Annotated in this window: 28 protein-coding genes; all 28 read right to left on the reverse strand. The window is 44.2% G+C overall.

Annotated features, from left to right (window positions below; all coding sequences use genetic code 11):
• Positions 1-36: 36 nt before the first annotated feature.
• A complete protein-coding gene (locus NBH03_RS03430; RefSeq protein WP_250797127.1) occupies positions 37-1,440 on the reverse strand; it encodes an RsmB/NOP family class I SAM-dependent RNA methyltransferase in 1,404 nt (467 codons plus the stop codon).
• Between the two features lie 143 nt (positions 1,441-1,583).
• Positions 1,584-2,060, reverse strand: a complete 477-nt coding sequence (gene rnhA / locus NBH03_RS03435) for a ribonuclease HI (protein ID WP_117539491.1) — start codon at positions 2,058-2,060, stop codon at positions 1,584-1,586.
• Between the two features lie 199 nt (positions 2,061-2,259).
• A complete protein-coding gene (locus tag NBH03_RS03440) occupies positions 2,260-2,721 on the reverse strand; it encodes a VanZ family protein (protein WP_250797128.1) in 462 nt (153 codons plus the stop codon).
• A gap of 266 nt (positions 2,722-2,987) precedes the next feature.
• Positions 2,988-4,463, reverse strand: a complete 1,476-nt coding sequence (gene spoIVA, locus NBH03_RS03445) for a stage IV sporulation protein A (protein WP_015514069.1) — start codon at positions 4,461-4,463, stop codon at positions 2,988-2,990.
• Between the two features lie 147 nt (positions 4,464-4,610).
• Positions 4,611-5,117, reverse strand: a complete 507-nt coding sequence (locus tag NBH03_RS03450; protein ID WP_250797131.1) for a hypothetical protein — start codon at positions 5,115-5,117, stop codon at positions 4,611-4,613.
• 117 nt (positions 5,118-5,234) lie between these two features.
• Positions 5,235-5,816: a hypothetical protein gene (locus tag NBH03_RS03455; protein WP_250797135.1), complete on the reverse strand. Its 582-nt coding sequence runs from the start codon at positions 5,814-5,816 to the stop codon at positions 5,235-5,237.
• Between the two features lie 687 nt (positions 5,817-6,503).
• Positions 6,504-7,124, reverse strand: coding sequence for a glycerol-3-phosphate 1-O-acyltransferase PlsY (plsY, locus tag NBH03_RS03460; protein WP_250797141.1), 621 nt, complete (start codon positions 7,122-7,124; stop codon positions 6,504-6,506).
• Positions 7,125-7,126: 2 nt separating this feature from the next.
• Positions 7,127-8,452: a ribosome biogenesis GTPase Der gene (gene der, locus NBH03_RS03465; protein WP_015514066.1), complete on the reverse strand. Its 1,326-nt coding sequence runs from the start codon at positions 8,450-8,452 to the stop codon at positions 7,127-7,129.
• Positions 8,445-9,779 (reverse strand): DUF512 domain-containing protein, encoded by a 1,335-nt coding sequence (locus tag NBH03_RS03470; protein WP_250797148.1) that lies wholly within the window; start codon positions 9,777-9,779, stop codon positions 8,445-8,447. The genes der and NBH03_RS03470 overlap by 8 nt, the downstream gene beginning before the upstream one ends.
• Positions 9,780-9,798: 19 nt before the next feature.
• On the reverse strand, positions 9,799-10,650 hold the full coding sequence (gene pgeF / locus NBH03_RS03475) for a peptidoglycan editing factor PgeF (protein WP_250797149.1): 852 nt from the start codon (positions 10,648-10,650) through the stop codon (positions 9,799-9,801).
• A complete protein-coding gene (locus NBH03_RS03480; protein ID WP_250797151.1) occupies positions 10,644-11,009 on the reverse strand; it encodes a YraN family protein in 366 nt (121 codons plus the stop codon). The genes pgeF and NBH03_RS03480 overlap by 7 nt, the downstream gene beginning before the upstream one ends.
• 13 nt (positions 11,010-11,022) lie before the next feature.
• The gene (gene rnhB / locus NBH03_RS03485; RefSeq protein WP_117539477.1) at positions 11,023-11,784 is read right to left on the reverse strand and encodes a ribonuclease HII; all 762 of its coding nucleotides are present in this window, start codon (positions 11,782-11,784) and stop codon (positions 11,023-11,025) included.
• Positions 11,785-11,790: 6 nt separating this feature from the next.
• Complete coding sequence (ylqF, locus tag NBH03_RS03490) at positions 11,791-12,648, reverse strand: ribosome biogenesis GTPase YlqF (RefSeq protein ID WP_015514062.1); 858 nt, start codon at positions 12,646-12,648, stop codon at positions 11,791-11,793.
• A 45-nt stretch (positions 12,649-12,693) separates the two neighbouring features.
• Positions 12,694-13,275, reverse strand: a complete 582-nt coding sequence (gene lepB / locus NBH03_RS03495) for a signal peptidase I (RefSeq protein ID WP_117528744.1) — start codon at positions 13,273-13,275, stop codon at positions 12,694-12,696.
• A gap of 75 nt (positions 13,276-13,350) precedes the next feature.
• Complete coding sequence (gene rplS, locus NBH03_RS03500) at positions 13,351-13,698, reverse strand: 50S ribosomal protein L19 (RefSeq protein ID WP_015514060.1); 348 nt, start codon at positions 13,696-13,698, stop codon at positions 13,351-13,353.
• A 217-nt stretch (positions 13,699-13,915) separates the two neighbouring features.
• Positions 13,916-14,671, reverse strand: coding sequence for a tRNA (guanosine(37)-N1)-methyltransferase TrmD (trmD, locus tag NBH03_RS03505; RefSeq protein WP_117528743.1), 756 nt, complete (start codon positions 14,669-14,671; stop codon positions 13,916-13,918).
• 12 nt (positions 14,672-14,683) lie between these two features.
• The gene (gene rimM / locus NBH03_RS03510; RefSeq protein WP_015514058.1) at positions 14,684-15,193 is read right to left on the reverse strand and encodes a ribosome maturation factor RimM; all 510 of its coding nucleotides are present in this window, start codon (positions 15,191-15,193) and stop codon (positions 14,684-14,686) included.
• Between the two features lie 147 nt (positions 15,194-15,340).
• Complete coding sequence (locus NBH03_RS03515; protein WP_015514057.1) at positions 15,341-15,571, reverse strand: KH domain-containing protein; 231 nt, start codon at positions 15,569-15,571, stop codon at positions 15,341-15,343.
• Between the two features lie 25 nt (positions 15,572-15,596).
• Positions 15,597-15,842: a 30S ribosomal protein S16 gene (rpsP, locus tag NBH03_RS03520; RefSeq protein ID WP_015514056.1), complete on the reverse strand. Its 246-nt coding sequence runs from the start codon at positions 15,840-15,842 to the stop codon at positions 15,597-15,599.
• Between the two features lie 26 nt (positions 15,843-15,868).
• Positions 15,869-17,212 carry a signal recognition particle protein gene (gene ffh / locus NBH03_RS03525; protein WP_117539473.1) on the reverse strand — a complete coding sequence of 448 codons (1,344 nt, stop codon included), beginning with the start codon at positions 17,210-17,212 and terminating at the stop codon, positions 15,869-15,871.
• Between the two features lie 16 nt (positions 17,213-17,228).
• Positions 17,229-17,588, reverse strand: coding sequence for a YlxM family DNA-binding protein (ylxM, locus tag NBH03_RS03530; protein WP_015514054.1), 360 nt, complete (start codon positions 17,586-17,588; stop codon positions 17,229-17,231).
• A 107-nt stretch (positions 17,589-17,695) separates the two neighbouring features.
• Positions 17,696-18,400 (reverse strand): response regulator transcription factor, encoded by a 705-nt coding sequence (locus tag NBH03_RS03535; RefSeq protein WP_250797156.1) that lies wholly within the window; start codon positions 18,398-18,400, stop codon positions 17,696-17,698.
• Positions 18,401-18,451: 51 nt separating this feature from the next.
• Positions 18,452-19,438: a hypothetical protein gene (locus NBH03_RS03540; RefSeq protein WP_250797158.1), complete on the reverse strand. Its 987-nt coding sequence runs from the start codon at positions 19,436-19,438 to the stop codon at positions 18,452-18,454.
• 12 nt (positions 19,439-19,450) lie between these two features.
• Positions 19,451-21,043, reverse strand: a complete 1,593-nt coding sequence (locus NBH03_RS03545; protein ID WP_250797161.1) for an MBOAT family O-acyltransferase — start codon at positions 21,041-21,043, stop codon at positions 19,451-19,453.
• A gap of 2 nt (positions 21,044-21,045) precedes the next feature.
• Entirely contained in the window at positions 21,046-21,279 is a 234-nt protein-coding gene (locus NBH03_RS03550; RefSeq protein WP_015514050.1) for an acyl carrier protein, read from the reverse strand.
• Positions 21,280-21,339: 60 nt separating this feature from the next.
• Positions 21,340-22,527: a diaminopimelate decarboxylase family protein gene (locus NBH03_RS03555; protein WP_250797163.1), complete on the reverse strand. Its 1,188-nt coding sequence runs from the start codon at positions 22,525-22,527 to the stop codon at positions 21,340-21,342.
• Positions 22,524-24,053, reverse strand: coding sequence for an amino acid adenylation domain-containing protein (locus NBH03_RS03560; protein WP_250797165.1), 1,530 nt, complete (start codon positions 24,051-24,053; stop codon positions 22,524-22,526). The genes NBH03_RS03555 and NBH03_RS03560 overlap by 4 nt, the downstream gene beginning before the upstream one ends.
• 153 nt (positions 24,054-24,206) lie before the next feature.
• A complete protein-coding gene (gene ftsY, locus NBH03_RS03565; protein ID WP_250797168.1) occupies positions 24,207-25,145 on the reverse strand; it encodes a signal recognition particle-docking protein FtsY in 939 nt (312 codons plus the stop codon).
• Between the last annotated feature and the right edge of the window lie 6 nt (positions 25,146-25,151).

Here is a 25,151-nt window from a genome sequence, read left to right on the forward strand (position 1 = left end):
GCTTATCTAATTCAAAACTTTCCGCATAAGTACATCTTAAACAAGACGCCAGCCGGATGGGTATTTGTTCTTCAACGTACCATTGGAAACTTTCCCCCAGCCCAGGGCAAATTCATCCACGCAGATCAGATACCATCCGTTCTTCAGATTCGGATCCACCTGCAGTGTCTCGCATTTCAAATAGCGCACCACTTCTTCGCTGTCTCCCGGATAAGCGATCACTTTGTCGCAGACATCCGGTGTCAGGCCCCTGGCAAAGGCACCGCTTGGTTCAAAACGCTTCTTCTTGAGTTCTCCTAAAAACCATCCGCTTCGCATAATATGCAGTCCCTTCAGCTCAGGCATTCCCTCCGGAATATACTGCACATAACCATTCTGCACAAGCAGACGTTTCTTATCAAAAGGATAATGGATACCCTCTGTGTCCAGGAACTGGAAAAAGCTTTCCATCTCTGCAGGCAGTTTTGGAACAGCTGCCAAAGTTACCCTGCCGCCTGACAGTACACTGTCCTTATCACGGCAAAGTACAGCCGCAAAATGCCCTTCACCCTCCAGATGATGCGGCCAGAGACGTCTTGTCTTTGTCAGTTCAGGGTTGCCATCTGCCCATTCCGGATGACCATGATCAATACAATGGCAACCGCATAAATCTTCATCATCATCCACTTCCACAAGATGGAAATCTGGATGCTCCCGCAGAAACCATGCGATACTGCCCTCATCCTCTTCCGGTGAAAATGTACATGTAGAATATATTAATTTGCCGCCCGGACGGACCATTTTGGCACCATAGGTCAGAATCTCCATCTGAAGCTTATGGTATTCCTCCGGTCCCATTCTCAGCCAGCTCTCAGTCATAGAAGGTTCCTTGTGGAACATGCCTTCGCCGGAACACGGTGCATCAATCAATACTTTATCAAAGAATTCCGGGAAATATCTGGATAATTTCTCCGGATACTCACTGACAACAATACTGTTGATAATGCCAAAGCCCTCCAGATTGCGCAGAAGTGCCTTGGCTCTGGACTTGCTGATATCGTTGGATATCAGCAGGCCCTCACCCTTTAAGGCTGCACCGATGGCCGTACTTTTACCTCCCGGTGCCGCACACATATCCAGAATCTTCTCCCCAGGCTGTGCATTCACAAGCTTTGCCGGCAGCATGGCGCTGGCCTCCTGAATATAATAAAGACCTCCCTGATAATAAGGATGTTTTGAAAATTGCTTCTTATTCTCAAGATAAAATCCTGTCTCATTCCATGGTACCTGCTTCAAATCCACACCCATCCGCTGAAGCAGTTCCTGGGGTTTTGTTTTCCATGTATTAATTCTTAATCCGTTATGGAAAGGCAGATCATAGCTCTTCAAAAATTCCGCATATTCTTCATCACCAAGCATCTGCTGCATTCTTTCCTGAAACTTCTCCGGAAATTGTATCATTGTATTCCTCCAGTTCACTTTCTATCTTATCATTTTACTCATCTGCTATTGTAATCTCTAATTTTTTTGACTCCTATTAGCCACTTTGCTTTTATCATTTTCTTTTATCAAAAAATTTTCCGAAAATATCCTAATCCGGCCGCCTACAACTCGGCACCTGTATCCTCCAAAAGCGGACCGTTGTCTGCTGCATAAGTCGCCAGTTCATCACAGCGTTCATTCTGCGGATGACCTGCATGGCCCTTCACCCAGACAAATTTTACTGCATGGGGTGCCTTTGCCTGAAGAAGCCGCTTCCAGAGATCCACGTTCTTTACCGGCTCATTTTTGCCCCGCTTCCATCCCTTTCTCACCCAGCCATCTACCCAGTGCTGGTTAAAAGCATCCACCACATACTTGGAATCCGAGTAAAGGGTCACATTGCACGGGCGGTTCAATGCCTCCAGGGCTGTGATCACGCCAAGAAGCTCCATCCGGTTATTGGTCGTTCTGCGGTATCCCGCCGATAACTCCTTCACATGCAGCTGATTCTTTGGATCAATATATTCAAGAACAGCCCCGTATCCACCGGGTCCCGGGTTGCCTCTGGCTGCACCATCTGTATAAATCGTCACGTTCATATTTTATGTTCTCCTTTATTATTAAGTTTTAAGTCCTTTTGATTGCCTGTATCTAGTACATCGATAACACCTGCTATTAAGCGTTTCTTTTAGCAATCCCTTCGCTTGCATCCATTTTCCTGTCAGTCTTATCCCGACAGATTTTCTACCGCTCATTTTAACATAAAAACGGCGGCAAAAAAAGCCCGCCGTGCAAATCTCACGATTTTTTGCATCGGCGGACAATAGCCTGCACCAGAAAGGCCAGTAAAGTTCCCGTCACCACTCCGGCAAAATCAATCCATACATCTGTCACCTGAGAAGATCGTCCCAGTGAAAAAAGCTGGATTGTCTCATCTGTAAGAGCTGTCATCAAACCGGCCAGCAGGGGCCACCCGAGAAACCGCAGCGGCCGCGTGGTATAACCCTTTACCACAGATAATAACAATATACCCTCAATAGCAAACTCCGTGAAATGGGCTGTCTTGCGGACGATAAACTCCGTAAGGGCCGCCCCTTCACTGCCAAAAATACGTCTAAGCAATGCCAGCACCGCACCGCTCTTTAACGTGGAAGCATCCGCATTGTCCATGGAATTGCTGAAAATGAAGGCAACCCAGAGGATGAGAAGGAGAACTGTGATGATTCTGTAGGTTGTTTTGTGATTTTGATTCGTATGCATTGTTTTAGTTTCCTTTTTTAGTATCTATATTTATTTTCATTTTGTGCAACAGCCTGCTGCACAAATTCTCTCTTTGAATATATTTCAGCAACTTTTTCTATGAATTTGTCGCTTCTCTCTATTATACCATCTATCTCTCATTCAGCAATACGCAAAAAAATGCCGAAAACCACCTGCCTTTCTGCGATTTTCGACATTTTTGACTTTGATCTTAATTATCTGCACAGCCTTACAGCCATCCGCAGACCAAACAGCTCGGCAATCTGCTATATAATAATAAAAATCACACTGCCATTGCCGTCGTTGACAATCTTCTGAATGGCCTCCTGCATCTTAACCTGACTATTCTCCGACATCCGGGTAACCTTCGTCTGGATGCCTTCCTCCACCAGCTGTCCCACAGTTTTGCCGAAAATCAATGTATCCCAGATGGCTTTCGGATCCTGTTCCTGACTATTGTTCATGGAGGTGATCAATTCTTCCGCCTGGGCCTGATCACCCACAATCGGCGCAATCTCCGTTTCAATTCCGGCTTTGATCATGTGAATCGAAGGTGCCTTTGCCTTAATCTTAAAACCATAACGGTTGCCATGTTTAATGAGCACCGGAGGTTCCAGAAGCACCTCCGCTTTCTCCGGTGCCACCACGCCATATCCTTTGGCTCTGGCAGATTCCACCGCCTGTGATACCGCTGAATATGCTGTCTGATTTTCCGACAATTGGCGGAGAATCCTGTAAAAGGCGTAGTCTCCCTTCACCGGCATTCCCATCCACTCTGACAGCAGCTCATAATAATATTTCTGATCAATCTCCAGATGAAAGATGACTTTCCCGTCGCTCATACTCACCGTTTCAATAAAACATTTCTTTATGTATGGGCAGGTCAGCTTCTCCTGCATCGGACGCACATCCTTCAGATGGCGAACATTCATCAGATATTCTCTGGCTGTATCTGCCACTGCCGTCTTGACTTCCCCCTCCTCCGGCAAAAGATCAAACCATTTCGGTGTATAAAAATCTATCTGAGATACCGGAAACTCCAAAAGCATCGTTGCCATAATCTTCTGGATATCTTCCTGCTTCAGCTGATCGCAGTTAAACGGCAAACATTTGATATCGTATTTTTCTTCCTTCCTGCGGCACAATTCCTGGGTTTCCATGGCATAAGGCCGGATTGTATTCACCACAACAATAAATGGCTTGCCAATTTGTTTCAGCTCACCTACAGCCATCTCCTCTGCCGCCGCAAAACTTTCCCCGGCAATCTCACCGAAACTGCCGTCCGTTGTAATCACAAGCCCGATAGTAGAATGATCCCGGATTACTTTCTGAGTGCCGATATGCGCTGCCTTTGTAAAAGGAATCGGATCCTCATACCACGGCGTCTTAACCATCCGGTCCTTATCATCCTCCATATGTCCCGATGCCCCATCTACCATAAAGCCAACACAGTCGATCAGTCGTATCTTCACCTGGATATCATCGGAAATATGAACCGAAACCGCTTCTTTCGGAATAAACTTCGGTTCCGTCGTCATAATCGTCCGCCCTGCCGCACTCTGAGGCAGTTCATCCCTGGCCTGTTCCCGTTCATGAACATTATCAATTCCCGGAAGCACCATCAGATCCATAAAACGTTTGATAAAAGTGGATTTTCCTGTACGTACAGGCCCTACAACGCCAATATAGATCTCGCCGCCCGTTCGCATCTGAATATCTCTATATACACGCAATTCATCCATAAAAATACCCCTTCCATAAGTATATTACAATCATTCCATATACTATATGAAAGAGGTATGCCTCTTAGACGTATGAATTATCTCTATCGAAGAATACTTTCTCTCCTGAGCAGAAGACAATTTAAGGAACATATTCTTCTATAAATTCTAATGTTTAAAAGCTTCCGTCCCTATATCATCTGGTGTTGTCAAATTGACAGGCAGTCTATCGCCTTCATGCAGATACAGTTTATATTTTACACCACTTCGCTGAACAATCTTATAAGCATTCTCCCCGATCGGCTCAACCCTTGCAATTTCACGCCACATATCGAAATGTGTGATATCCGAAACACCGTTTGTATAGATTTTCTCCGGCAAAAACATCAGTACCACCCAAAGAATCGGCAGGCACAACAGACACCACTGCAAGATTCGTTCTAATCCACTGTCCGCTATCTTATCCGCGCTAAACCAAAGGCCAAAACCTGTATAAACGACAACCAAAACAACAGTCGGCACAATCAGCCATGGCTTCTTAAAATGCCACTGAGCCTTGAAAAGAAATGTCCCCTTTGACTTCGAAGGCAGAAGATACATCACAAACCTTACCAGAAAATACACTGACATCACCAAAATAAACGGCATCGTTCCCGAAACCAGAAAATCTCTCATAAACTGCCTCCTTTCAGACACCAATCATGACTGCATTAATATATATTAAGTATAGCATGGCATCTCTCAGTCAGCAATCATTATCAGAAAATTTATGAGAAACGTCATAATTTTCTGTCATGCATTTGCAATTTTTCTAATCATTTGTACCATTGGACATTTTCCATCTGCTATATGCGATATTTCTTCAAAACCATTCACTGCATAAAATTGCATCAACTTTTCTTTTTCATGACATTCAATCATTACATATCTTCCACCTACAGCATCAACAGCAGCCATAATAACATCATACGCAGCCTGCAGCAATTCTGCACCTGAAATGTCATTATTTTGTACACTTGAATTCTTTGATAATTGCCCAATAAGATAGCAGGAAAAATCCTTAATCTGCTCTCCATGTATCTTAGCACTTAATCCATCAATCTCTTTCCGCTTTCGATTAGACACATCATATGGAACAGATAATATTTTCAACGCAATTGATATGTAACCATATATGACTATTTGATCTAAGCAAAAATTTGTTTCCATTAATTGATTCTCGTCACAAATAAAATAGGTTCTTGCTTTTGACAAACTCTCAAACTCAACTGCTCTACTATGTAAAAAATTTTCTATATCCTCATCTTTATTACAGGAAAAGGAAGATAAAATCTGCCTCAACAGCCCTTCATCTTCCTTTGTTGCTTCAATCAATGATGAGAGCGCAATGGACACCGTTTTAATAACTCTTCTCCTCGCTTTCTCTCATCACTAGAAAAAGGATGTTCCGAAATCGGCTTCTTCGGAGTATTGTCCGCCATAACTCTTGTCAACCGCTCCAATGACTCTGAATCACTAATTAAAATTCTTCTATCAAATGTATTCGTCGCCATAACCTTCCCCCATAATATTACTCAAAAATCATTTCCAATCTACTAATACTTATATTATATGCTGAATTTCGTGTATTCGCAATTAATTACTTTCTCTAAAAGCCGACATAAAACGCCATAATTTGACAATATCATATACCCTTCTATTCCATCTGATTCCTTAAGTAAAAAATTGCGAAACCCTCAACCTACAAAACGAATCCGTGTTCAACACTTTTCCTTATCGTATAGTTCTGATATTTCTCAGAATTATCAATGGCGTGCAGCCATCTACTTCAAATAAATAGGATGACAAATGAGAATATTCATACACAGGTGCTTCTAACACCTTCTCCGTTCCACTCCGGTCGGTGCTAACGAAAGTCCACCGGACCTTCAGTACCAGTACTTCATTCCTGTCCTTTAGGACCTTATGTACTGCTGCCAGTGTTAGGAAACGCAAGTGTGCCTGTGTTGAATTTCTCATTTGTCATCCTATTATTGATAATTTAGGACTGCACGCCTCTTTTTATTTTTTCTTTTTCTCAAATTTATTCTCTGTCCCATTCATCAGCCGCTTAATATTCGCCCGATGCCGCCACCAGGCCAGTGCCGTGAATATCAGACTGAGTCCAAACACCACCCACTGTCCAGGATAAAAGATCAGTATAAGAATCGGGAACAGTGCCGTAATGGTCAAAGAACCCACGGAGACATATCGTGTTGTAAAGAATACAACCGCAAATACAATCGCAGCGATCAGGGCGATGCGCACATCCAGTGCGAACATAAAGCCACCGGTTGCCGCAATGCCTTTGCCGCCCTTAAAATGCATATAAAAGGGATAATTGTGCCCGATAACAACGCCAAGAGCTGTAACGGTCTCCAGAATCTTCGTCACATCACCAAGTCCCGGGAACAGCAGATATCTCACAATCCAAACGGCAAATACTGCCTTCAGGGCATCCCCAAGAAAGACAATATAGCCGGCCGGCTTGCCCAGGGTTCGAAGGGTATTGGTTGTTCCGGCATTGCCGCTGCCGTAATTGCGGACATCAATTCCCTTGAATAATTTGCCATAGAAATAGCCTGTCTGAAAACATCCGAAAATATAACCCAGTACCAGACAGATAATGACTTTAATTGCCATTTTTAACCCTTATCCTTTCTTTCACGATAGATAAAGTGAAGCGGCGTACCGCGGAATCCGAAGGTTTCACGAATCTGATTCTCGATATAACGGGTATAAGAGAAATGTGTCAGTTCTTTATCGTTGATAAAGATGACAAATGTCGGCGGCTTGACAGATACCTGTGTAATATAGTAAAGACGCAGACGTCTGCCCTTATCTGATGGCGGCTGTTTCATGGCAACAGCCTCACTGAGAATCTCATTGAGGACACCTGTACCTACACGCATTGCATGATTCTCAATAACCGCATCGATGGTATCAAAAAGCTTCGGCAGTCTCTGACCTGTCTCTGCCGAGATAAACAGCATCTCTGCATATGGCATAAATGCCAGCTTCTCTCTGACATCCTTGGTAAACTTGTTCATGGTCTTGTCATCTTTCTCGATGGCATCCCACTTGTTCACTGCAATGATCATACCCTTGCCGCGCTCATGGGCAATACCTGCGATCTTGGCATCCTGTTCTGTCACACCTTCCTTGGCATCAATCATCAGAACCACCACATTGGCACGCTCCACCGCCGAAACCGTACGGATAATACTATAACGTTCAATATCCTCCTTGATCTTGCTCTTACGGCGCAAACCTGCTGTATCGATGAAAACATATTCCTTGCCGTTGTGCTTGATCACCGTATCGATGGCATCACGTGTTGTACCGGCAATATTGCTGACAATAACACGATTCTCACCTGTCAGTTTGTTGATCAGGGATGACTTGCCTACGTTCGGCTTACCCACAATGGCAACATGCGGACGTTCATCTGCCTCTTCTTCTGCTGTACCCGGTTTAAAATGCTTGATGACTTCGTCCAGCATATCACCCAGTCCAAGCTTGGAATTGCCGCTGATCGGCATCGGATCTCCCAGTCCTAAATTATAGAATTCATAGACATCCGCCATCATGGTCTTGAAATTATCCACCTTGTTGACAACGAGAACAACCGGCTTGCCTGAACGACGGATCATATTGGCAACCTGGAAATCCGCATCTACAACTCCCTGACGCACATCCGTCAGAAAGATGATCACATCCGCTGTCTCAATGGCGATCTCAGCCTGCTCACGCATGCTCTTCAAGATCAGATCATTGGTAGATGGTTCAATACCACCTGTATCAATCATTGTAAACTGTGTATTCAGCCAGTTTACATCTGCATAAATTCGGTCTCTTGTTACTCCCGGCGTATCCTTGACAATAGAAATCTGCTGTCCTGCCAGGGCATTGAATAAAGTTGATTTACCTACATTCGGCCTACCTATAATAGCCACAATTGGTTTACTCATCTATCTCACCTCTTCCCAGAATTTTATCTACCAGGTCCTGTCCGTTTGATTGTACAATCGAAATCGGAATTTGTAAAGTATTTTCAAGTTCAGGAATCGTTATATCATCCAAAAGTATCTGCACATCCTCACCACTTCGAAGAATATTGACCGGAAGCAGCAGCGTCTCACCGAGATCTTTGCCCTGAAGCTGTTCCTTCAGATCAGTTCCTGTCATCAGCCCTGAAACCGTTATCTGTTCTCCAAAAAAATGATTCACAATTTCATAGACATCTACGGTCACATTAGGGAACTTCTCACAAAGCTCTTCTGCCAGTTTTCGAATAGTTCCCACAGCAGAATGTCCTGTTGCAATCGTCACATGGCGCTTTTTGCTGTCTGTAACAGCTTCTTTCAGGCCCTCATGAAACTCCTCCGTCAGAAGCCGGATCATACCAACGCCATTTTCCAGCTGAAGATAACCGTCATAGCGTTCTTCCTCCGGCATCTCATATCCCGCCAGAAGATACCATTCATCCGAAGCATGGATAAAGTGTGTACCATACTCCTCATACAGCTTCTTCTGCCATTTCTCAATGCAGGCAATAACTTTTCTGGCGTCCTCCCTGTTAAAAGGTTCCAACGGATAAAGACCCTCTCTGTGGTCAGAAAGGCCTACCGGTACCACAGAAACGCTCTCAATGTTCGGGATAAAGCCGGACAGGTCACGAATACTTCTCTCCAGTTCTTCACCATCGTTGACGTTCTTGCAGAGAACGATCTGACCATTCATGATAATACCGCCCTCATAAAGTTTCTGAAGTTGCTCCATGATCTTGCCCGCAAAACGGTTGTGCAGCATCATACACCGCAGTTCCGGATTGGTTGTATGCACTGAAACATTGATGGGTTCCAGCTTGTATCGAATGATACGCTCCAACGCCTCGTCCTTCATGTTCGTCATAGTAATATAATTGCCCTGAAGGAAGGATAGTCTGGAATCATCATCCTTGAAATACATCGTCTCACGCATGCCTTTCGGAAGCTGATCGATAAAGCAGAAAATACAGTTATTGCTGCAGGAACGATAATCGTCCATCAGACTGGACTCGAATACGATACCGATATCTTCATCGTAATCCTTCTCAATCTCCAGCACTTCTTCCGTTCCATCAGCCGTGCGGATCAGCATTTCAATATATTCATCATTGACCAGATAATGATAGTCAAACACATCCTCGATATCCTGGCCATTGATAGCAAGAACTGTATAACCGGGCTGCAGCTCCATTTCCTCTGCAATACTGCCGGGAACAATTGACTGGATCACATGTAAATGTTTCTTCATAATTCTTCTACTCCGTTTTCTAAACAGACGTATCGATCAGGGACAGAAACGCAGATAAACCGCCTCTTTGCCCATTTGTCTTTCGATGGGACCACAAAAGGTCCGGATGACAGGCTGTGCAGAGATCTGTCACAGACAAATGTTCAGGAAGAATACCTGCATCTGTCAGTACATACCAATTGGCTTTCCACAAATCCAGCTGATACTTGCCATTGCCTTTATCAAGCAAAATATCTGCTGCCTCATCGGCTGTAAAATTGGCTCTGAAAGCCTCCGCCACATCATCGCTGACCTCATAACAGCTCTGGCAGATAGAAGGGCCAATGGCTGCAACGATATCCTTCGGCTCGGAGCCATAGACCTCATGCATCTTCTCAACGGTCTTCTGTCCGATATGACCAACCGTTCCCTTCCAGCCTGAATGAGACAGACCGATGACTTTTCTAACCGGATCAACAAAATAAAGGGGCACACAATCCGCATATGATGTCACAAGAACAATTCCCGGAACATTGGTGATCATGCCGTCCACATCACTGTAATCCTGCGGTCTCAAAATGCCTTTGCCCCTGTCCTCCTCTGTGATGACACGGACATTGGTTGTATGCGTCTGATCAGATAAAACCATATCCTCCACACGCATATTCAGAGCAGCAGCCATTCTGCGATAATTCTCCAACACGGCATCCGGATCATCTCCGCGCTTGAAATTCAGATTCATCGACAAAAAAATACCGGTACTCACACCGCCTTTTCTCGTTGAAAAACCATGCTTCACAATGCCTGTGGCAGACAAATTCTTAAACTGTATATACGGCACGTGATTTTTCTCTTTTAATTCTGTTGTTCCGCTTCCTGTCACTGCTACCATCCTTTCGCTCCCTGATACTCAAATGCATTCTTATATAAAATCGGCCGTTCCTTCAAAAAAGCAACTACATCAAACCGGCAAAGCTGTTCCTCACTCACATTATGCTTCAGCAAATATTGATCTGCAGCCAGACTGATCTGTCGCTGCTTCTTCCCATCAACTGCTTCAGAGGGTGACTGAACCCTGTCAGACTGTCTGTATTTGACTTCCACAAAAACAAGATAGTCGCCATCCATGGCGATCAGGTCAATCTCTGCATGACGGCATCGGTAATTCGTTTCCAAAATCCGATAGCCACAGGATATCAGGTAATCTGCAGCCTCCTGCTCATAATAATGGCCTTTCTCGACATGGTTCATACACCGTCCCCCACTAAATGAAATTGGATATAAAACTTCTTCTGTGAATCGGCGTTGGTCCAAATGTCTTTAGTGCCGCCACATGCTCCGCTGTTCCATATCCTTTATTCTTTGCAAAATCATACTCAGGAAACAGTTTGTCATACTCACGCATCATACGGTCCCTTGTCACCTTTGCAATGATACTGGCCGCTGCAATAGAAAGGCTCTTGGCATCACCCTTGATAATCGGCACCTGTCTGCCCTCAATGCCCGGAATGGTCACCGCATCATTTAGGAATACTTCCGGCTTCGGTGTCAACTGACTCACAGCCTCCCGCATGGCCACATAATCTGCCTGAAGAATATTAATCTCATCAATCGTCTCCGGTGACGCAATGCCTACACCCACACTGACAGCCTTCTCCATAATCTCATCGTACAATTCTTCCCGCTTCTTCTCTGAAAGCTTCTTAGAATCATTGACATAAAGAATCGGACAGTTTATATCCAAAATAACAGCCGCTGCAACAACAGGACCGGCTAAAGGCCCCCGTCCGGCTTCATCAATGCCACAGATAACACCGCATTCTCCATACTGTCTTTCATAAGAAAGCATCTTCTGCACACGATCAAGTTCTTTGTTGTACGCATCCAGCTTCTTCTGTGCCCTTTCCAGAATCTTGCCGACACCAATTCGACCATCTTCTCGATAAGTTGTCATCAATTCCGGCAGTGTTTCTATTGATGCATTCTTGAACTTATCTCTGATTATCTCAATCTTTTCCTGAATCAATTTCTATCATTCCTCTTCTGACTGAGGCGGCTGTTCCAGTGTCACCTTTCCAAGTCTGAGACTTCTGAAATCATCAATCAACATGGAAGCTGCCTTGTCGATATTCGGCTCTCCGCCTTTCATCAAACAACATTTGGCAATGGCAATATCCGCCAGTACCTTCACACTGTCGTCACTCTCTTCAATACCATAACGAGAAGCCATCGTTCCCGGATAATTCTTACTCATATAATCTGCCAGCTTCATGGCAAGTTCTGTAATATTAAGGATATCATCCTTGATCGATCCGGAAATAGCAAGCTTCTGTCCTACTGCCTGATCTTCGAACTTCGGCCACAAAATTCCCGGCGTATCCAAAAGTTCAACATTCTTGTTCAGCTTGATCCACTGTTTGCCCTTTGTTACACCCGGTTTGTTGCCGGTCTTTGTGCAGGCTTTGCCCGCATAGCTGTTGATAAACGTGGACTTTCCTACATTCGGAATACCCACGATCATCGCTCTGATCGGGCGATTCTTAATGCCTCGTCTGCGGTCACGTTCAATCTTCTCTTTGCACGCCTCATTAACAACACCGGTAACAGCTTTCATACCGGCACCGGTACGTGCGTTGATCTGAAGTACAAAAAATCCTTTTGCCTTGAAATAGCTCTCCCAAAGCTTTGTGTACTTCGGATCGGCCATATCTGATTTATTCAGAAGGATCAGCCTTGCCTTCCCCTTCGCCAGATCATCAATATCAGGATTCTTGCTGGCCAGAGGCAGTCTTGCATCCACCAGTTCAATCACAATATCAATAAGCTTAATATCTTCCTGCATCATACGACGTGCTTTCGTCATATGCCCCGGATACCACTGTATATTCATAAATTCTCCTGTTCTTAACTGTTCAATTTCAATAATGTCCTGTGTTTAATGTACCAGACCAAGGCGTGACAGTGGTGAACGAATCAGCCATACCTTTCCGAGAATCTGATCCGAATCAATAGTTCCTATACTGTCTAATCGGCTGTCATCCCGGTTATTATTATAATCATCACATAAAACAAAATACTCATTGTCCCCAAGGGTCTCACCCTTCTCGGCGACACCGGCATTCTCTATGGCCGCATCATTAAATGTCAGTTCCAGTTCAGTGTCATCAATATACACCTTGCCGTCTTTGATCTGTACAGTCTCCCCCGGAAGACCGATAATTCTCCGCACATAGGTCGGACTGTTCTCGGATGCACCGATTCTGACAGCAACAACATCCATCCGCTTCGGTGAACCTATCTTATAAGAGAGCTTATTCAGCAATACAACATCTTCATTCTGCAGTGTCGGGTTCATCGACTGATCAATGATCACTGTCTTAATACCAAAACCACGCACCGCAAAAACACCAAGTGCAATAACTATCAGCAGCCCAAGAAGCCAGATACCGACATGGATCAATGTCTTCTTAATCTTCTCTGCACGCTTTTGCTTCTTTGATAATGGAACTTTTCTCATTTACCGCCCTCACTAAAGAAAATGGGACAAGTACATATGTATTTGTCCCAATTATCTTACTTCTGTGTTTACTGATTATTTAACCAATTCTTTAACTTTAGCTTTCTTACCAACTCTGTCTCTTAAGTAGAACAGTTTCGCACGTCTTACTTTACCACGTCTTGTAACTTCAATCTTCTCAACGATTGGGGAATGAAGCGGCCATGTCTTCTCAACGCCGATACCGTTAGAGCTCTTTCTAACTGTAAATGTCTCACGGTTGCTGCCGTTCTGTCTCTTAATAACAGTTCCTTCGAAAACCTGTGTTCTTTCTCTGTTGCCTTCTTTTACTTTAGCATATACTTTTACTGTATCGCCAACAGAAAATGGTGTAATATCAGATTTTAACTGAGCTTCTTCAATGCTTTTAATAATATCGTTCATAATGAACCTCCTTATAATATCCAGATGTTCTTAATGCATTCTCCTGCAGCAGAGGACCATCCATTTCTTACAATTACCGCCGGTGCCAAATATCACTCGTACATCAGCTAAAAAGCAACTGCAGTGATACGCTTACGCACCAGCGCATTACATTTTATCATAGGATTCACTGAAATGCAAGTCATTTTGACGATTTTCTTTTATTCCTTCAAAATTTTCACAATGTATCCTCAGGATTTTCCAGCTCTGACAGATATTCTCTGTCCTTCTTCGTCAAAGCCTCCTGTACTTCCTCCTGTTCCAGCAGTTCCGGCCTTCTCTCAAAGGTCCGCTTCAAAGACTGCTGTCTGCGCCACTTCTCAATATTACCATGATGCCCGGACAAAAGGACTTCCGGTACCTGCTTGTCATGCCAGATCTCCGGCCTTGTATACTGGGGATATTCCAGAAGACCATCCTGAAAAGAGTCATACTCCGCAGATTCACTGTTGTTGAGTACCCCCGGTACCAGTCGGGCAATGGTATCGATCATCACCATGGCCGGCAGTTCGCCACCGGTCAGAACATAATCGCCAATAGAAAGATGGTCTGTGACAATCTCATCCAGCACACGCTCATCAATGCCCTCATAATGACCGCAAAGAAAAATCAGAGATTCTTCCTTTGACAATTCTTCAGCAATTTCCTGGCTGAAAACTCTGCCCTGAGGCGTCATATAGATCACACGGGGCTTTTTATCCATCTTGCCGACGATATCCTGATAGCAGGCATAAATCGGCTCCGGCTGCATCACCATACCTGCGCCTCCGCCATATGGATAATCATCCACATGTTTATGCTTATCCAGAGAATAATCACGGATATTCACTGTATGCAGGCCGATGGTTCCTTTTCTGACGGCACGGCCGATCACACTGTCAGAAAGTCCCTGCATAATCATATCCGGAAATAATGTCATTACATGAAAATCCATACTTCTCTCCTATCAGTCAACAAGTCCAGGCATGATATGAGCTGTTACCTGCTGCCTCTCAAGATCCACATCCAGGATGCATTCATCAATGACCGGAAGCAGTACTTCTTTGCCATTTGGGCATTTCACCGCATACACATCATTGGCCCCTGTCTGAATCACATCTGTCAGAACGCCAAAATCTTCACCTTCATCTGTCACAACCTTCAGTCCGATCAGATCACAGATGAAATATTCATTCTCTTCCAACTTTACTGCCTGATCTCTGGTAACAAGAAGATCCTTGCCCTTATACTGCATCACTTCATCAATGGATGCTATCTCTTTGAACTTTAAAATGACCATCTGTTTGAAGAACTTGACACTTTCTATATGAAGCTCCTTATATTCTCTGCCTGTATCGAGGATACAGGTCTTCAGCTTCTTAAAACGCTGTACATCATCTGTTGTAGGAAATACCTTGGCTTCTCCTCTCACACCGTGAGAAGACGAAATAACACCTACGCGCAAATATTTTTCCATCGTTTTCCTTCCTTTATATATAAAACCGGGAAATTCCCACAAATCATTCCATGTGATATCTCAATTAAATCATCTATGACACAAAAAGCCGCCGCATATTCCGAAAGGCCAGAACCTTTCCAGAACAACCGCGACAGCTCCCAGTTTCTACTGCAATATTTCTACAATGACTTTCTTATCATCCTTAGACGCTGCAGATTTGACAACGGTACGGATTGCTTTCGCGATACGTCCCTGCTTGCCAATAACCTTTCCCATATCATCAGGAGCCACTTTGAGCTCTAAGACGATAGACTTGTCAGTTACAGTTTCTGTAACGACAACTTCTTCCGGGTGATCTACGAGTGAAGTAGCAATAACTTCTACTAATTCTTTCATTACAGATTCCCCCACTGTAAATCAATTATTTAATGATGCCAGCGTTCTTGAAAAGTCTGCTAACGATTTCTGTTGGCTGAGCGCCTGTAGATAACCATTTCTGAGCGAGCTCTTCGTTAACCTTTACATCACTTGGTTCAACGTTTGGATTGTAGTAACCGATCTCTTCGATGAATTTACCATCTCTTGGGGATCTGGAATCTGCTACGATGATTCTATAAAAAGGAGCCTTCTTCTGACCCATTCTTCTTAATCTGATTTTAACTGCCATGTTCTTTCACCTCCTGAAAAAATTAATTATATACTAAAAGGAAATTTGAATTTTCCTCTTTTGCCTGCCTTAGGTAAGCTTCCACCAAACTGCTTCATCATCTTCTTCATCTGTTCAAGCATCTTGGCCAGCTTGTTCACTTCACTGAGATCCACGCCTGCACCCTGTGCAATCCGCTTCTTGCGGCTCGGATTGATCAAATCCGGATTCGCACGTTCCTGCGGCGTCATGGAAAGAATAATTGCTTCAATCCGGCTGAACTGACTGTCATCAACCTCAACATTCTTCAGCTGACTGCCTACACCCGGAAGCATGGAAAGCATATCTGTAATGCCGCCCATATTCTTCACCTGATTCAGTGATTCCAACAGATCATCATAACCAAATGTCGCCTTCTTGATCTTCTGATTCAGCTCTCTGGCCTTATCCTCATCAATCTGGCTCTGAGCCTTGTCGATCAATGTCAGGATATCACCCATACCAAGGATTCTTGATGCCATACGATCCGGATAGAACTGCTCAAGATCAGAGAGTTTCTCACCCATACCAACATACAGAATCGGCTTGCCTGTCACTGCTCGGATGGATAATGCCGCACCGCCTCGGGTATCGCCGTCCATCTTCGTCAGAATCACACCATCCAGCTCAATCTGTTCATTAAAGGACTTCGCAACATTGACTGCGTCCTGACCTGTCATGGCATCCACAACAAATATTGTCTGGTCTACCTTGATAGCCTTCTGAATATTCGCCAACTCTTCCATCATGGTCTCATCCACATGAAGTCGACCAGCTGTATCGAGAATCACCACATTCAGATCATTGTTCTTCGCATGCTCAATGGCTGCCTTCGCAATATCAACGGGATTCTGATGATCTCCCATGGAGAAAACAGGCACACCCTGCTTCTCACCATTCACCTGCAGCTGTTTGATGGCTGCCGGTCTGTATACATCACAGGCTACCAGCAGAGGCTTGCGTCCCTTTGCTTTCAGCTTGCCTGCAATCTTCGCAGAAGTGGTCGTCTTACCTGCACCCTGTAGACCAGCCATCATAATGACTGTCAGTTCGTTGCTATTGTTCAGCTTAATCTCTGTAGTCTCACTGCCCATGAGAGCAACCATCTCTTCATTGACAATCTTAATGACCATCTGCCCGGGTGTCAGACTGTTCATCACATCCTGACCAACTGCCCGCTCTGTCACGGAGTTAATAAATTGCTTAACAACCTTAAAGTTAACATCCGCTTCAAGAAGCGCCATTTTAACTTCCTTCAGTGACGCTTTCACATCTGCTTCTGTTAAACGGCCTTTGCTTCTTAAGTTTTTAAATACATTCTGCAATTTGTCCGATAAACTTTCAAATGCCATAGCTTCGCCTCCGGTTCTACAATTCTTCTACGATTGTATTGGACAGCATCTCAATCCTGTTAATACATTCTATCATCCTCTGATGATCCTCCTGATGCTCAAGAATCTCGTTCGCATAATGATTGATCTCTGCGACGCGTTCCTTCGTATGAATAAATTTCGCAACAAGATGAAGCTTCGCTTCATATCCCTGAAGCTGTTTCCTGCAGCGTCTGACAATGTCATACACACCCTGCCTGCTGATCTCACGGTCTTCCGCAATTTCACTCAGGGACAGATCATTCAAAACAAAATCCTCATAGATCAGCTTCTGATGCTCTGTCAACAGCTCTCCATAAAAATCATAAAGCAACGCTTCTTCAATAAATTTCTCCATAAAACAGCACCACCTGTAAAGTATTTTTACTTTACAGGTGGTATTGTATCGCAGATACCCTCTATTTGTCAACAGTTTTTTTGAAAATTAATGCAATTCTTCTATGATTAATCATCACTGTCGATTTTGTATCCCAATCCGCGGACGGTTTTGATATACTTCGGGTTGGCCGGGTCATCCTCAATCTTAGCACGGATATTGGAAATATGAACCATCATTGTCCGGTCATCATTTTCATAATATCTGCCATTGATGCATTCACACAACTGTGTTTTTGTAAAAACCCGTTTCGGAGAACGCATGAGTTTCGCAAGGATTTTCAATTCCGCTGATGTCAGAGAAAGCACATTGCCGTTTTTTCTCAATACAAAAGCCTCCGTATCCAACACCAGTTCTCCCACGCGCAATACCATCGTTTCTCCGGGTATTCTGCCGCCGCATCCAAGTTCATAGTAGCGCCTTAACATAGCCTGCACCTCTGCTATAACCTCCAGAGGATTGTACGGCTTTATCACACAGGCATCTGCCCCAAGATTCAATCCCAGAATACGATTGGCATCATTCTCTTTATCTGCGATCAATATGATCGGCAGATTACTCTTCAAGCGGATCACTCTGATCAATTCATATATGTTGAGACTTTTCATCATCATATCAATCAGAATCAAATTCGCCTTCTGATGCCCGAAACAGACATTAAACATCTCCTCATTTTCTGCAATATCAACCGTAAACCCATTGCTGTTCAAATGCAGCATAAGCAATTCCTTTGATTCTCTGTCATCCGTCACAAGTAATATATTATGCCCCATAATGTGTAGTTCCTTTCACCGTCCTATCCGGCAAACAGCCTGCCCCTTCTGTTATTTCTTGCCATGAGATATCTCATATGCTGTTCCATCAGCAATTTGCTGATCATATCTTCCCAATGCATCATTCCATCGACTGTATGCCGTCTCCTGACGGTGGTCCGTCAGTGTATTTTTACTGTGGAAGAAAGCGCCCAGCCAGTCACTGACCTGCACGGCGCCTGTATGATTCAAATGGTCGCCTTTATCACGGGTATCCTTCTTCCAGTCTATCTTCACCTGATCCGGCATCAGATTCAGATCATAATATTCCAGTCCATACTGATCAGCCAGGGCCTGTATGCCATTGTGTTTGGCATAATTCCAGTTCTTAATGCTCGGTGTGCTGACCAATATCAGCTCAACATTATTTTTTCTGCACAATTTGATCATCTGCTCAACATAATATTGGTTGATGGCCGAGATCTTTGCTTTCTGATCTGTCTGCTTCATATAGTCTTTCAAAGCCGCAGTTGCCACTTTGTTCTCATACCGGTAACCCTTGTAGTCATTGGTCCATGTATAGTTGACGGATCCAGTAAAATCATTGAGCATCAGACTCTTCCAGCGATCATGATACCTGAAAATCTGAAAATACTTTTCCAGCTGGGACTTAAGAATCTTTTCATAGGCAATCTTCCGATACAGGGCATTCGTTTCAAGAATGACATACTTCGGGGACTGCTTTTTCAGAGCCTGGGCCAGAAAACGCTCTGTATCATAAAGATGCTGGCCGCCGGTTCCGCAGACATAACCTGCATAGCCGTATTGACGCCAGATCTCCATCGGTGTGATCGAACTGTAGGTCTCGCTGTCTCCCACTACCAGATAATCCATCGTGTTGTCCGGTTCCCCAAGAATACCATTACTCTGTACCGCTTCCATTCCTGCCGATTTCTGATTATCCTTCGGCACAAACACCTTGGACAAAAGCATCAGAATGACCATAAAGATCACACAGAACAGGATAAAACGCAAAGCTGTCTTTAAATATCTCTTCATCTGCTGTCCCTCCTAAAATCCTGCATAAATCGGATCGACCGGTGTATAATTCATACCATACGCACCAAATATAATACAGAATAAAATAAGTCCGTAGACAACAGCCCATCGAACAACAACCTTTTTCTCTGCCAGTTTCTGACGAATGCAGATTCCTCTTTCGTTGGCAATGCTGATCACCAACACAATCAATACCGAAACCGCCACAATCAGGAAATCATACTTGTCCATACCAAGATTCAGCAGCGTACCATCTGTAAAGGATTTGAAGTTGAAATCTGTGAACATCTTTTTCAGCATGCGCATGGCAATCCTGAGACTGTCGGCTCTGAATATCAGCTCACCAATACATACAAGCAATGCGGTTCTTACGATTCTGAAACACTTATAGCCACCTTCTTCGCGGCGAATATGCAGCTTCTCAAGGAGCTTCTTGGTATAAGGTTCAACCGCATTGGCAGAAGCGATCAGTACAAAGTGATACATGCCGAAACAAATGTAATGCCATCCAGCACCATGCCATAATCCATTGAACAGCCAAACAACAAAAAGTGCAATAGAACCGGCAATCAATGGTCCGAAATGATTACCGATTTTCTTCCTTGCCTTTGATGTAAGACGTTTCATAGGCTTTGACATAGAAATCGGGTAGAAAATATAATCTCTGAACCATGTACCCAATGTAATGTGCCAGCGTGTCCAGAATTCCGAAATACTCTTTGAAAAAAACGGACGTTTAAAATTCTCCGGAAGAACGATACCAAAGAGTTCCGCACTTCCGATAACCACATCCATGGTTCCCGAAAATTCCATATAAAGCTGACAGGTATAAGCAATAGCAGCCACAACCATCATGCCGCCGTCATAATCCGCATAACCGGAATACAGTGTCTTGATCATAATGTTCAATCGGTCTGCAATGACCATTTTCTTCATGACACCATACAAAATACGTTCAGCACCAAAGACAAGATTCTGAACACTGCTTCTTCTGCCTTCCCATAAGCTTACCGCATCATCATTATATCTGCAGATTGGTCCCTCCATCATGGACGGAAAGAAAGCCATATAAAGTGCCAGCCGTCCGATATTCTTATCCGGCTTCAGTGTTTCCCTGTAAACATCCAGAATATAGGACATCGCCTGCATGGTGTAAAAAGAAATACCGATCGGCATCACCATTTTAGGGATCTTCCATGTCCAGTCAACCCCTGCCAATGCCAGCAACGAATTCAAATTCTGACCGAAAAAGGCCGTGTACTTCAGCACAAGCAGCGTTCCTATATGTATGCAGACAGCCAGGAAAATAACCCATCTCTGACGACGTATATATTCAGCTTTCACAGCCTTTCTTTTAGGGCGCTCTGTTTCGGCAAGAATCCGATTACGTTCTTCCTGAAGGCTTGACATCCACAACCCAAAATGATGGATTGAAAATGTAGAAATAAGCAAAAACAAAATCAATTTGCCGCTGATACTCCAGAAGAACAGGTAACTTGCCAGAAGCAATACCACCGGACGCAGTTTCTTAGGGACAATATTATATAAAAATACAACTGCCGGAAGAAATACCAACAGATATAACGGTGCAACGTAGGACTTCATTTCTAGCCCTCTTCCTGAAGTCTTTCAACCATTGCCGCAATTGCATCCACTGAATTAAAATTGGATGGAATAATCTCAACTGTAGGAATTGTTACATCAAATTCATCTTCCAGTTCAGCCACCAATGATAAAACATCCAAAGATGTCAGAATATGGTCATCAATCAATGTCTGACATGTCTCATAATCTGCCTCCGGCTGGATATCCTCTAAAATCTCAATAATCTGTTCTTTCATCATTCATAATCTCCTTCCATAATGTACGCAGCATACGCTGCATAATTTCAATCTGCTTGTCTATTCATGATAATTCGGTGTATTCAGTGGGTCGGTGTCAATGCTGTCCCGCAGCACATGGATCTCCCCATCCTCTTTTCTCAAAAGAATCTTCGGAAGATCTCTGCTCAGAAACAACGCAATGCCTTCTGTTGTTGAATAGGCCCCTGTATTTTCAAAGACAATGACATCTCCCACCGTCAGATTTCTGACCGGCATCTGCTTCACCAGTATATCATTCACTGTGCACAGAGAACCAAATAGATTCCAGTCCATGGTTTCACCTTCCTGTTTCTCAGGCAGCACATGACAATACGGATGTTTCATTGCCATAGACTGTCCATAATATACCAGCTGATGAATACCGCCATCCACAATGGCATAATTCTGCTTCTTGTTCACCTTGGCATCCACAACAGAAGTCATATAGGTTCCGCAGGATGCAGCTATACTTCTGCCAAGTTCAAAGGTCAGTTTCACCTGACTGGTCATCTCACTCAGCATTTCCGAAAACTCTGCCAAAAATGAAACTTCATCAAAATCATCGCCCTGGAAATAGAATACAGGAAGTCCCGGTCCGAATTCAAGTTCTTTCACCCGGAAACCTTCCTCCGTCTCCAGTCTCTGAATAAAGGCATCCACATATGTCAGCTCCCGTCTGAGCTTTTTGACAGAAGTCTTCTGAGTCCCTGAAAAGAACTGGATTCCTTCCACTTCCACCCATTCATTCGAACGGCTCATGCGGATCGTCTGAATCAACACGTTCTCATCCATGCCGAACTGATTGCCGCTTGTCAATCTGAGCAGCAGTCTGATCTTCATCGTATAGCGCTCGGCAAGCCCGGCCAGCAACAAATACTGTTCCATGGATTCCGCCGTAAAAATACCGATATCTACACCGTCCCTGAAAAGAGCCTCCATAACTGCCGGTGTCTTATATACACCGGATAAAACCACCTGGCGCATCGGGATCTGCAGACGACGGCAGATTGCCAATTCCCCTGGAGAACACACTTCAAAGCGTTCTACCTGTCCGCATAATTCCTTAATAATAAATGTATTCGCTTTCACTGCATAACACAATGAAACCTGCTCAGGCAGATGACTTTTCAGAAAAGCAACCCGCTTCTTCAATATCGCCATATCAAAAATATGCATCGGTGTCTGATAGGTCTGGGCCAATGCCATCATCTGTTCGTCTGTCATCATGCTCTTGCCCCCTTTGCATGTTTCTCCATCAATGCTTTTCTGTCCGTCTTGCCATTCTTGGTAAGCGGCATCTGCTCCACCTTTCTCAAAGCCCCCGGCACCATGAACGGCGGCAAACTGCTGCTCATCCGGTGATGCAGTTCCTTTTTCTCGATTTCGCCCACATAAAAGCCATACAATTTCGACTTCTTCTCATCAAAAATACAGCAGGCTCTGCTGATGCCCTCAATGTTCTCCATGGCGCGCTCAATCTCTTCAAGTTCGATCCGGTGTCCCATATACTTAATCTGATAATCCTTCCTGCCGCCAAAAAGGATTTCTCCATATTCATTATACCGCCCCAGATCTCCGGTTCTGTAAATCAGTTCCGGGTAACAATGATTCAGCGGATTCTGTACAAAATGCTCCGCTGTCTGCTCCGGCATCCGATAATAGCCAAGGGCCAGCGCTGTACCGCGCACACAGATCTCACCTGCCTTGTCCGGTTCTGTTATCTCATGATCCTGTTCATCCAGCAAAAAGACATGTTCATTCGGAAATGCCTTTCCGACAGGGACGCCCTCTGAATAATCACGGTTCCTGTCAATTCTGTGGTATGTACAGTTACATGTGATCTCCGTCGGACCATATAAATTAATAAAATCTGCTTCCGGCAGATGGTCCATCCAGGCTTTCAGATGCTTCGGCGGCATCACTTCACCGCTGAACAATACTTTTCGAACTTTTGCAGGCACTTTATAATCCAATCCATGAAAAATACTGATCAGACAAAGCGCCGATACTGCCCAGATCATCACCGTCACTTCATGGTCACAGAGATAATCCAACAGCGGTGCCGGTTGTGAAAACAGCTGCTTCGGCACAATGACAAGGGTTGCACCTGTCTTCAGTGAAGAATAAATATCTTTCACAGAAACATCAAAATCAAAAGGTGCCTGATTAGCAATCCGATCTTCTGATGTAATGCCAAATAATTCCGTAAAAACATCAATAAAATCCAGAACACTCCGATGACTGACAACCACACCCTTAGGCTGCCCCGTAGAGCCTGAAGTAAAATTAGCATACAGCGGTGCTGTGTCTATGGCACGCTTTCTGCGCTCACTTAATAATGTCTGATTCTCATCAGTTTCCATCAGTTCTTCCATCCAAAGGATTTGATGCTCAGGCACAATCTGCAAAGCCATCTCCCGATGTTCCCTGTCCGTGACAATATACGCAGCCTGAAGAACTTGCTGTACCTGCTCTAACCTGCCGATTGGCAGCTCCGGATTCATCAACACATAAAAGCAACCGGCTTGAATAATCCCCAGAAAAGCAGCCAATGTATCGGCCCCCTTTTCTGCAAGAACAGCGACTGGCTGTTCCGATCTGCAGTATGCCGCAATCCCACTGCCGATCTTCCTGGAATACGCTAACAATTCTTTATATGTATAAGTACAGATACCATCCGTTACGGCCGATTTCTCCGGGAAGCGTTCCGCACTTTGCTCCAAATATTCTAAAACATTTCGCATTCTGCTCATTGCTGTAACTATCAGCTCCTTTCCTACCCTTATATCCTATATAATAACACTTCAGCCAGCCTTAATGAATCCTAAAGATTTCTTAATGAAAGTCTGACATTTTTCTGAAACTAAAAAGGTGTACAACTTATAGACTGCACGCCGGTCTTTAACTTAATTTTCTTCTGCCGGTGTGAAGAGAGCGTCAACAAAGGCGTCCGTGTCGAATTTCTGGAGATCTTCGATTTTTTCGCCGATTCCGATATATTTCACCGGCACACCAAGTTCTGCCTGAATAGCAATGGCAATGCCGCCCTTTGCAGTACCGTCCAGTTTTGTCAGCACAATACCTGTAATATCTGCTGTTTCCTTAAACTGTTTTGCCTGAACAAGGGCATTCTGACCGGTTGTACCATCCAGCACGATCAGATTCTCACGATAAGCTTCCGGATATTCCCGTTCGATAATACGGTTGATTTTCTTCAGCTCTTCCATCAGATTCTTCTTATTATGAAGACGGCCTGCTGTATCGCACAGAAGAATGTCCGCTTTTCTGGCTTTTGCTGCCGCAATGGCATCATAAATAACCGATGCAGGATCAGAACCCTCCTGGCCGGCAATGATATCAACACCTGCTCTATGGGCCCATTCTGTCAGCTGTTCAATGGCCGCTGCTCTGAATGTATCTGCTGCAGCAAGAACAACTTTCTTGCCTGCCTTTTTGTACTGTCCCGCAAGTTTGCCAATGGTTGTTGTCTTGCCGACGCCATTGACACCGATGACCAGTACCACGGACGTCTGATGCTCAAACTGATAAGCTTCCTCATCGACACGCATCTGCTCTTTGATCGTATCTGACAGCAGCTGCTTGCATGCCTGTGGTTCCTTGATATGCTGTTCCTTAACCTTCCGCTTCAATTCCTCAATAATATTCTCCGTTGTATGAATACCCAGATCTGCCATAACAAGCACTTCTTCCAATTCTTCATAAAAATCTTCATCAATATTGGAAAATCCGGAAAAGATCGCATCAAAGCCGGACATGATATTATTTCTTGTTTTTGTCAGGCCCTCCACAAGACGTGAAAAAAAGCCTTTCTTTTCTTCAGACATAAATTA

It is taken from the genome of Coprococcus intestinalis, assembly GCF_023656595.1.
GTDB lineage: Bacteria > Bacillota > Clostridia > Lachnospirales > Lachnospiraceae > Coprococcus_A > Coprococcus_A intestinihominis.

Excerpts from the sequence above, each read along its gene's own strand:
- NBH03_RS03515 (WP_015514057.1), bottom strand. The coding sequence starts at position 15,571 with ATGAAAGAATTAGTAGAAGTTATTGCTACTTCACTCGTAGATCACCCG.
- pgeF (WP_250797149.1), bottom strand. The coding sequence starts at position 10,650 with ATGGTAGCAGTGACAGGAAGCGGAACAACAGAATTAAAAGAGAAAAAT.
- NBH03_RS03450 (WP_250797131.1), bottom strand. The coding sequence starts at position 5,117 with ATGAGAGATTTTCTGGTTTCGGGAACGATGCCGTTTATTTTGGTGATG.
- lepB (WP_117528744.1), bottom strand. The coding sequence starts at position 13,275 with ATGAGAAAAGTTCCATTATCAAAGAAGCAAAAGCGTGCAGAGAAGATT.
- NBH03_RS03440 (WP_250797128.1), bottom strand. The coding sequence starts at position 2,721 with ATGCATACGAATCAAAATCACAAAACAACCTACAGAATCATCACAGTT.
- der (WP_015514066.1), bottom strand. The coding sequence starts at position 8,452 with ATGAGTAAACCAATTGTGGCTATTATAGGTAGGCCGAATGTAGGTAAA.
- rnhA (WP_117539491.1), bottom strand. The coding sequence starts at position 2,060 with ATGAACGTGACGATTTATACAGATGGTGCAGCCAGAGGCAACCCGGGA.
- NBH03_RS03470 (WP_250797148.1), bottom strand. The coding sequence starts at position 9,779 with ATGAAGAAACATTTACATGTGATCCAGTCAATTGTTCCCGGCAGTATT.
- ffh (WP_117539473.1), bottom strand. The coding sequence starts at position 17,212 with ATGGCATTTGAAAGTTTATCGGACAAATTGCAGAATGTATTTAAAAAC.
- rplS (WP_015514060.1), bottom strand. The coding sequence starts at position 13,698 with ATGAACGATATTATTAAAAGCATTGAAGAAGCTCAGTTAAAATCTGAT.
- NBH03_RS03535 (WP_250797156.1), bottom strand. The coding sequence starts at position 18,400 with ATGGGGCATAATATATTACTTGTGACGGATGACAGAGAATCAAAGGAA.
- trmD (WP_117528743.1), bottom strand. The coding sequence starts at position 14,671 with ATGGATTTTCATGTAATGACATTATTTCCGGATATGATTATGCAGGGA.
- NBH03_RS03550 (WP_015514050.1), bottom strand. The coding sequence starts at position 21,279 with ATGAAAGAACAGATTATTGAGATTTTAGAGGATATCCAGCCGGAGGCA.
- ylqF (WP_015514062.1), bottom strand. The coding sequence starts at position 12,648 with ATGAATATACAGTGGTATCCGGGGCATATGACGAAAGCACGTCGTATG.
- NBH03_RS03430 (WP_250797127.1), bottom strand. The coding sequence starts at position 1,440 with ATGATACAATTTCCGGAGAAGTTTCAGGAAAGAATGCAGCAGATGCTT.
- plsY (WP_250797141.1), bottom strand. The coding sequence starts at position 7,124 with ATGGCAATTAAAGTCATTATCTGTCTGGTACTGGGTTATATTTTCGGA.
- NBH03_RS03545 (WP_250797161.1), bottom strand. The coding sequence starts at position 21,043 with ATGAAGTCCTACGTTGCACCGTTATATCTGTTGGTATTTCTTCCGGCA.
- NBH03_RS03555 (WP_250797163.1), bottom strand. The coding sequence starts at position 22,527 with ATGATGACAGACGAACAGATGATGGCATTGGCCCAGACCTATCAGACA.
- ylxM (WP_015514054.1), bottom strand. The coding sequence starts at position 17,588 with ATGGAGAAATTTATTGAAGAAGCGTTGCTTTATGATTTTTATGGAGAG.
- NBH03_RS03480 (WP_250797151.1), bottom strand. The coding sequence starts at position 11,009 with ATGAACCATGTCGAGAAAGGCCATTATTATGAGCAGGAGGCTGCAGAT.
- rpsP (WP_015514056.1), bottom strand. The coding sequence starts at position 15,842 with ATGGCAGTTAAAATCAGATTAAGAAGAATGGGTCAGAAGAAGGCTCCT.
- spoIVA (WP_015514069.1), bottom strand. The coding sequence starts at position 4,463 with ATGGATGAATTGCGTGTATATAGAGATATTCAGATGCGAACGGGCGGC.
- ftsY (WP_250797168.1), bottom strand. The coding sequence starts at position 25,145 with ATGTCTGAAGAAAAGAAAGGCTTTTTTTCACGTCTTGTGGAGGGCCTG.
- rimM (WP_015514058.1), bottom strand. The coding sequence starts at position 15,193 with ATGGAAAAATATTTGCGCGTAGGTGTTATTTCGTCTTCTCACGGTGTG.
- NBH03_RS03540 (WP_250797158.1), bottom strand. The coding sequence starts at position 19,438 with ATGAAGAGATATTTAAAGACAGCTTTGCGTTTTATCCTGTTCTGTGTG.
- NBH03_RS03560 (WP_250797165.1), bottom strand. The coding sequence starts at position 24,053 with ATGAGCAGAATGCGAAATGTTTTAGAATATTTGGAGCAAAGTGCGGAA.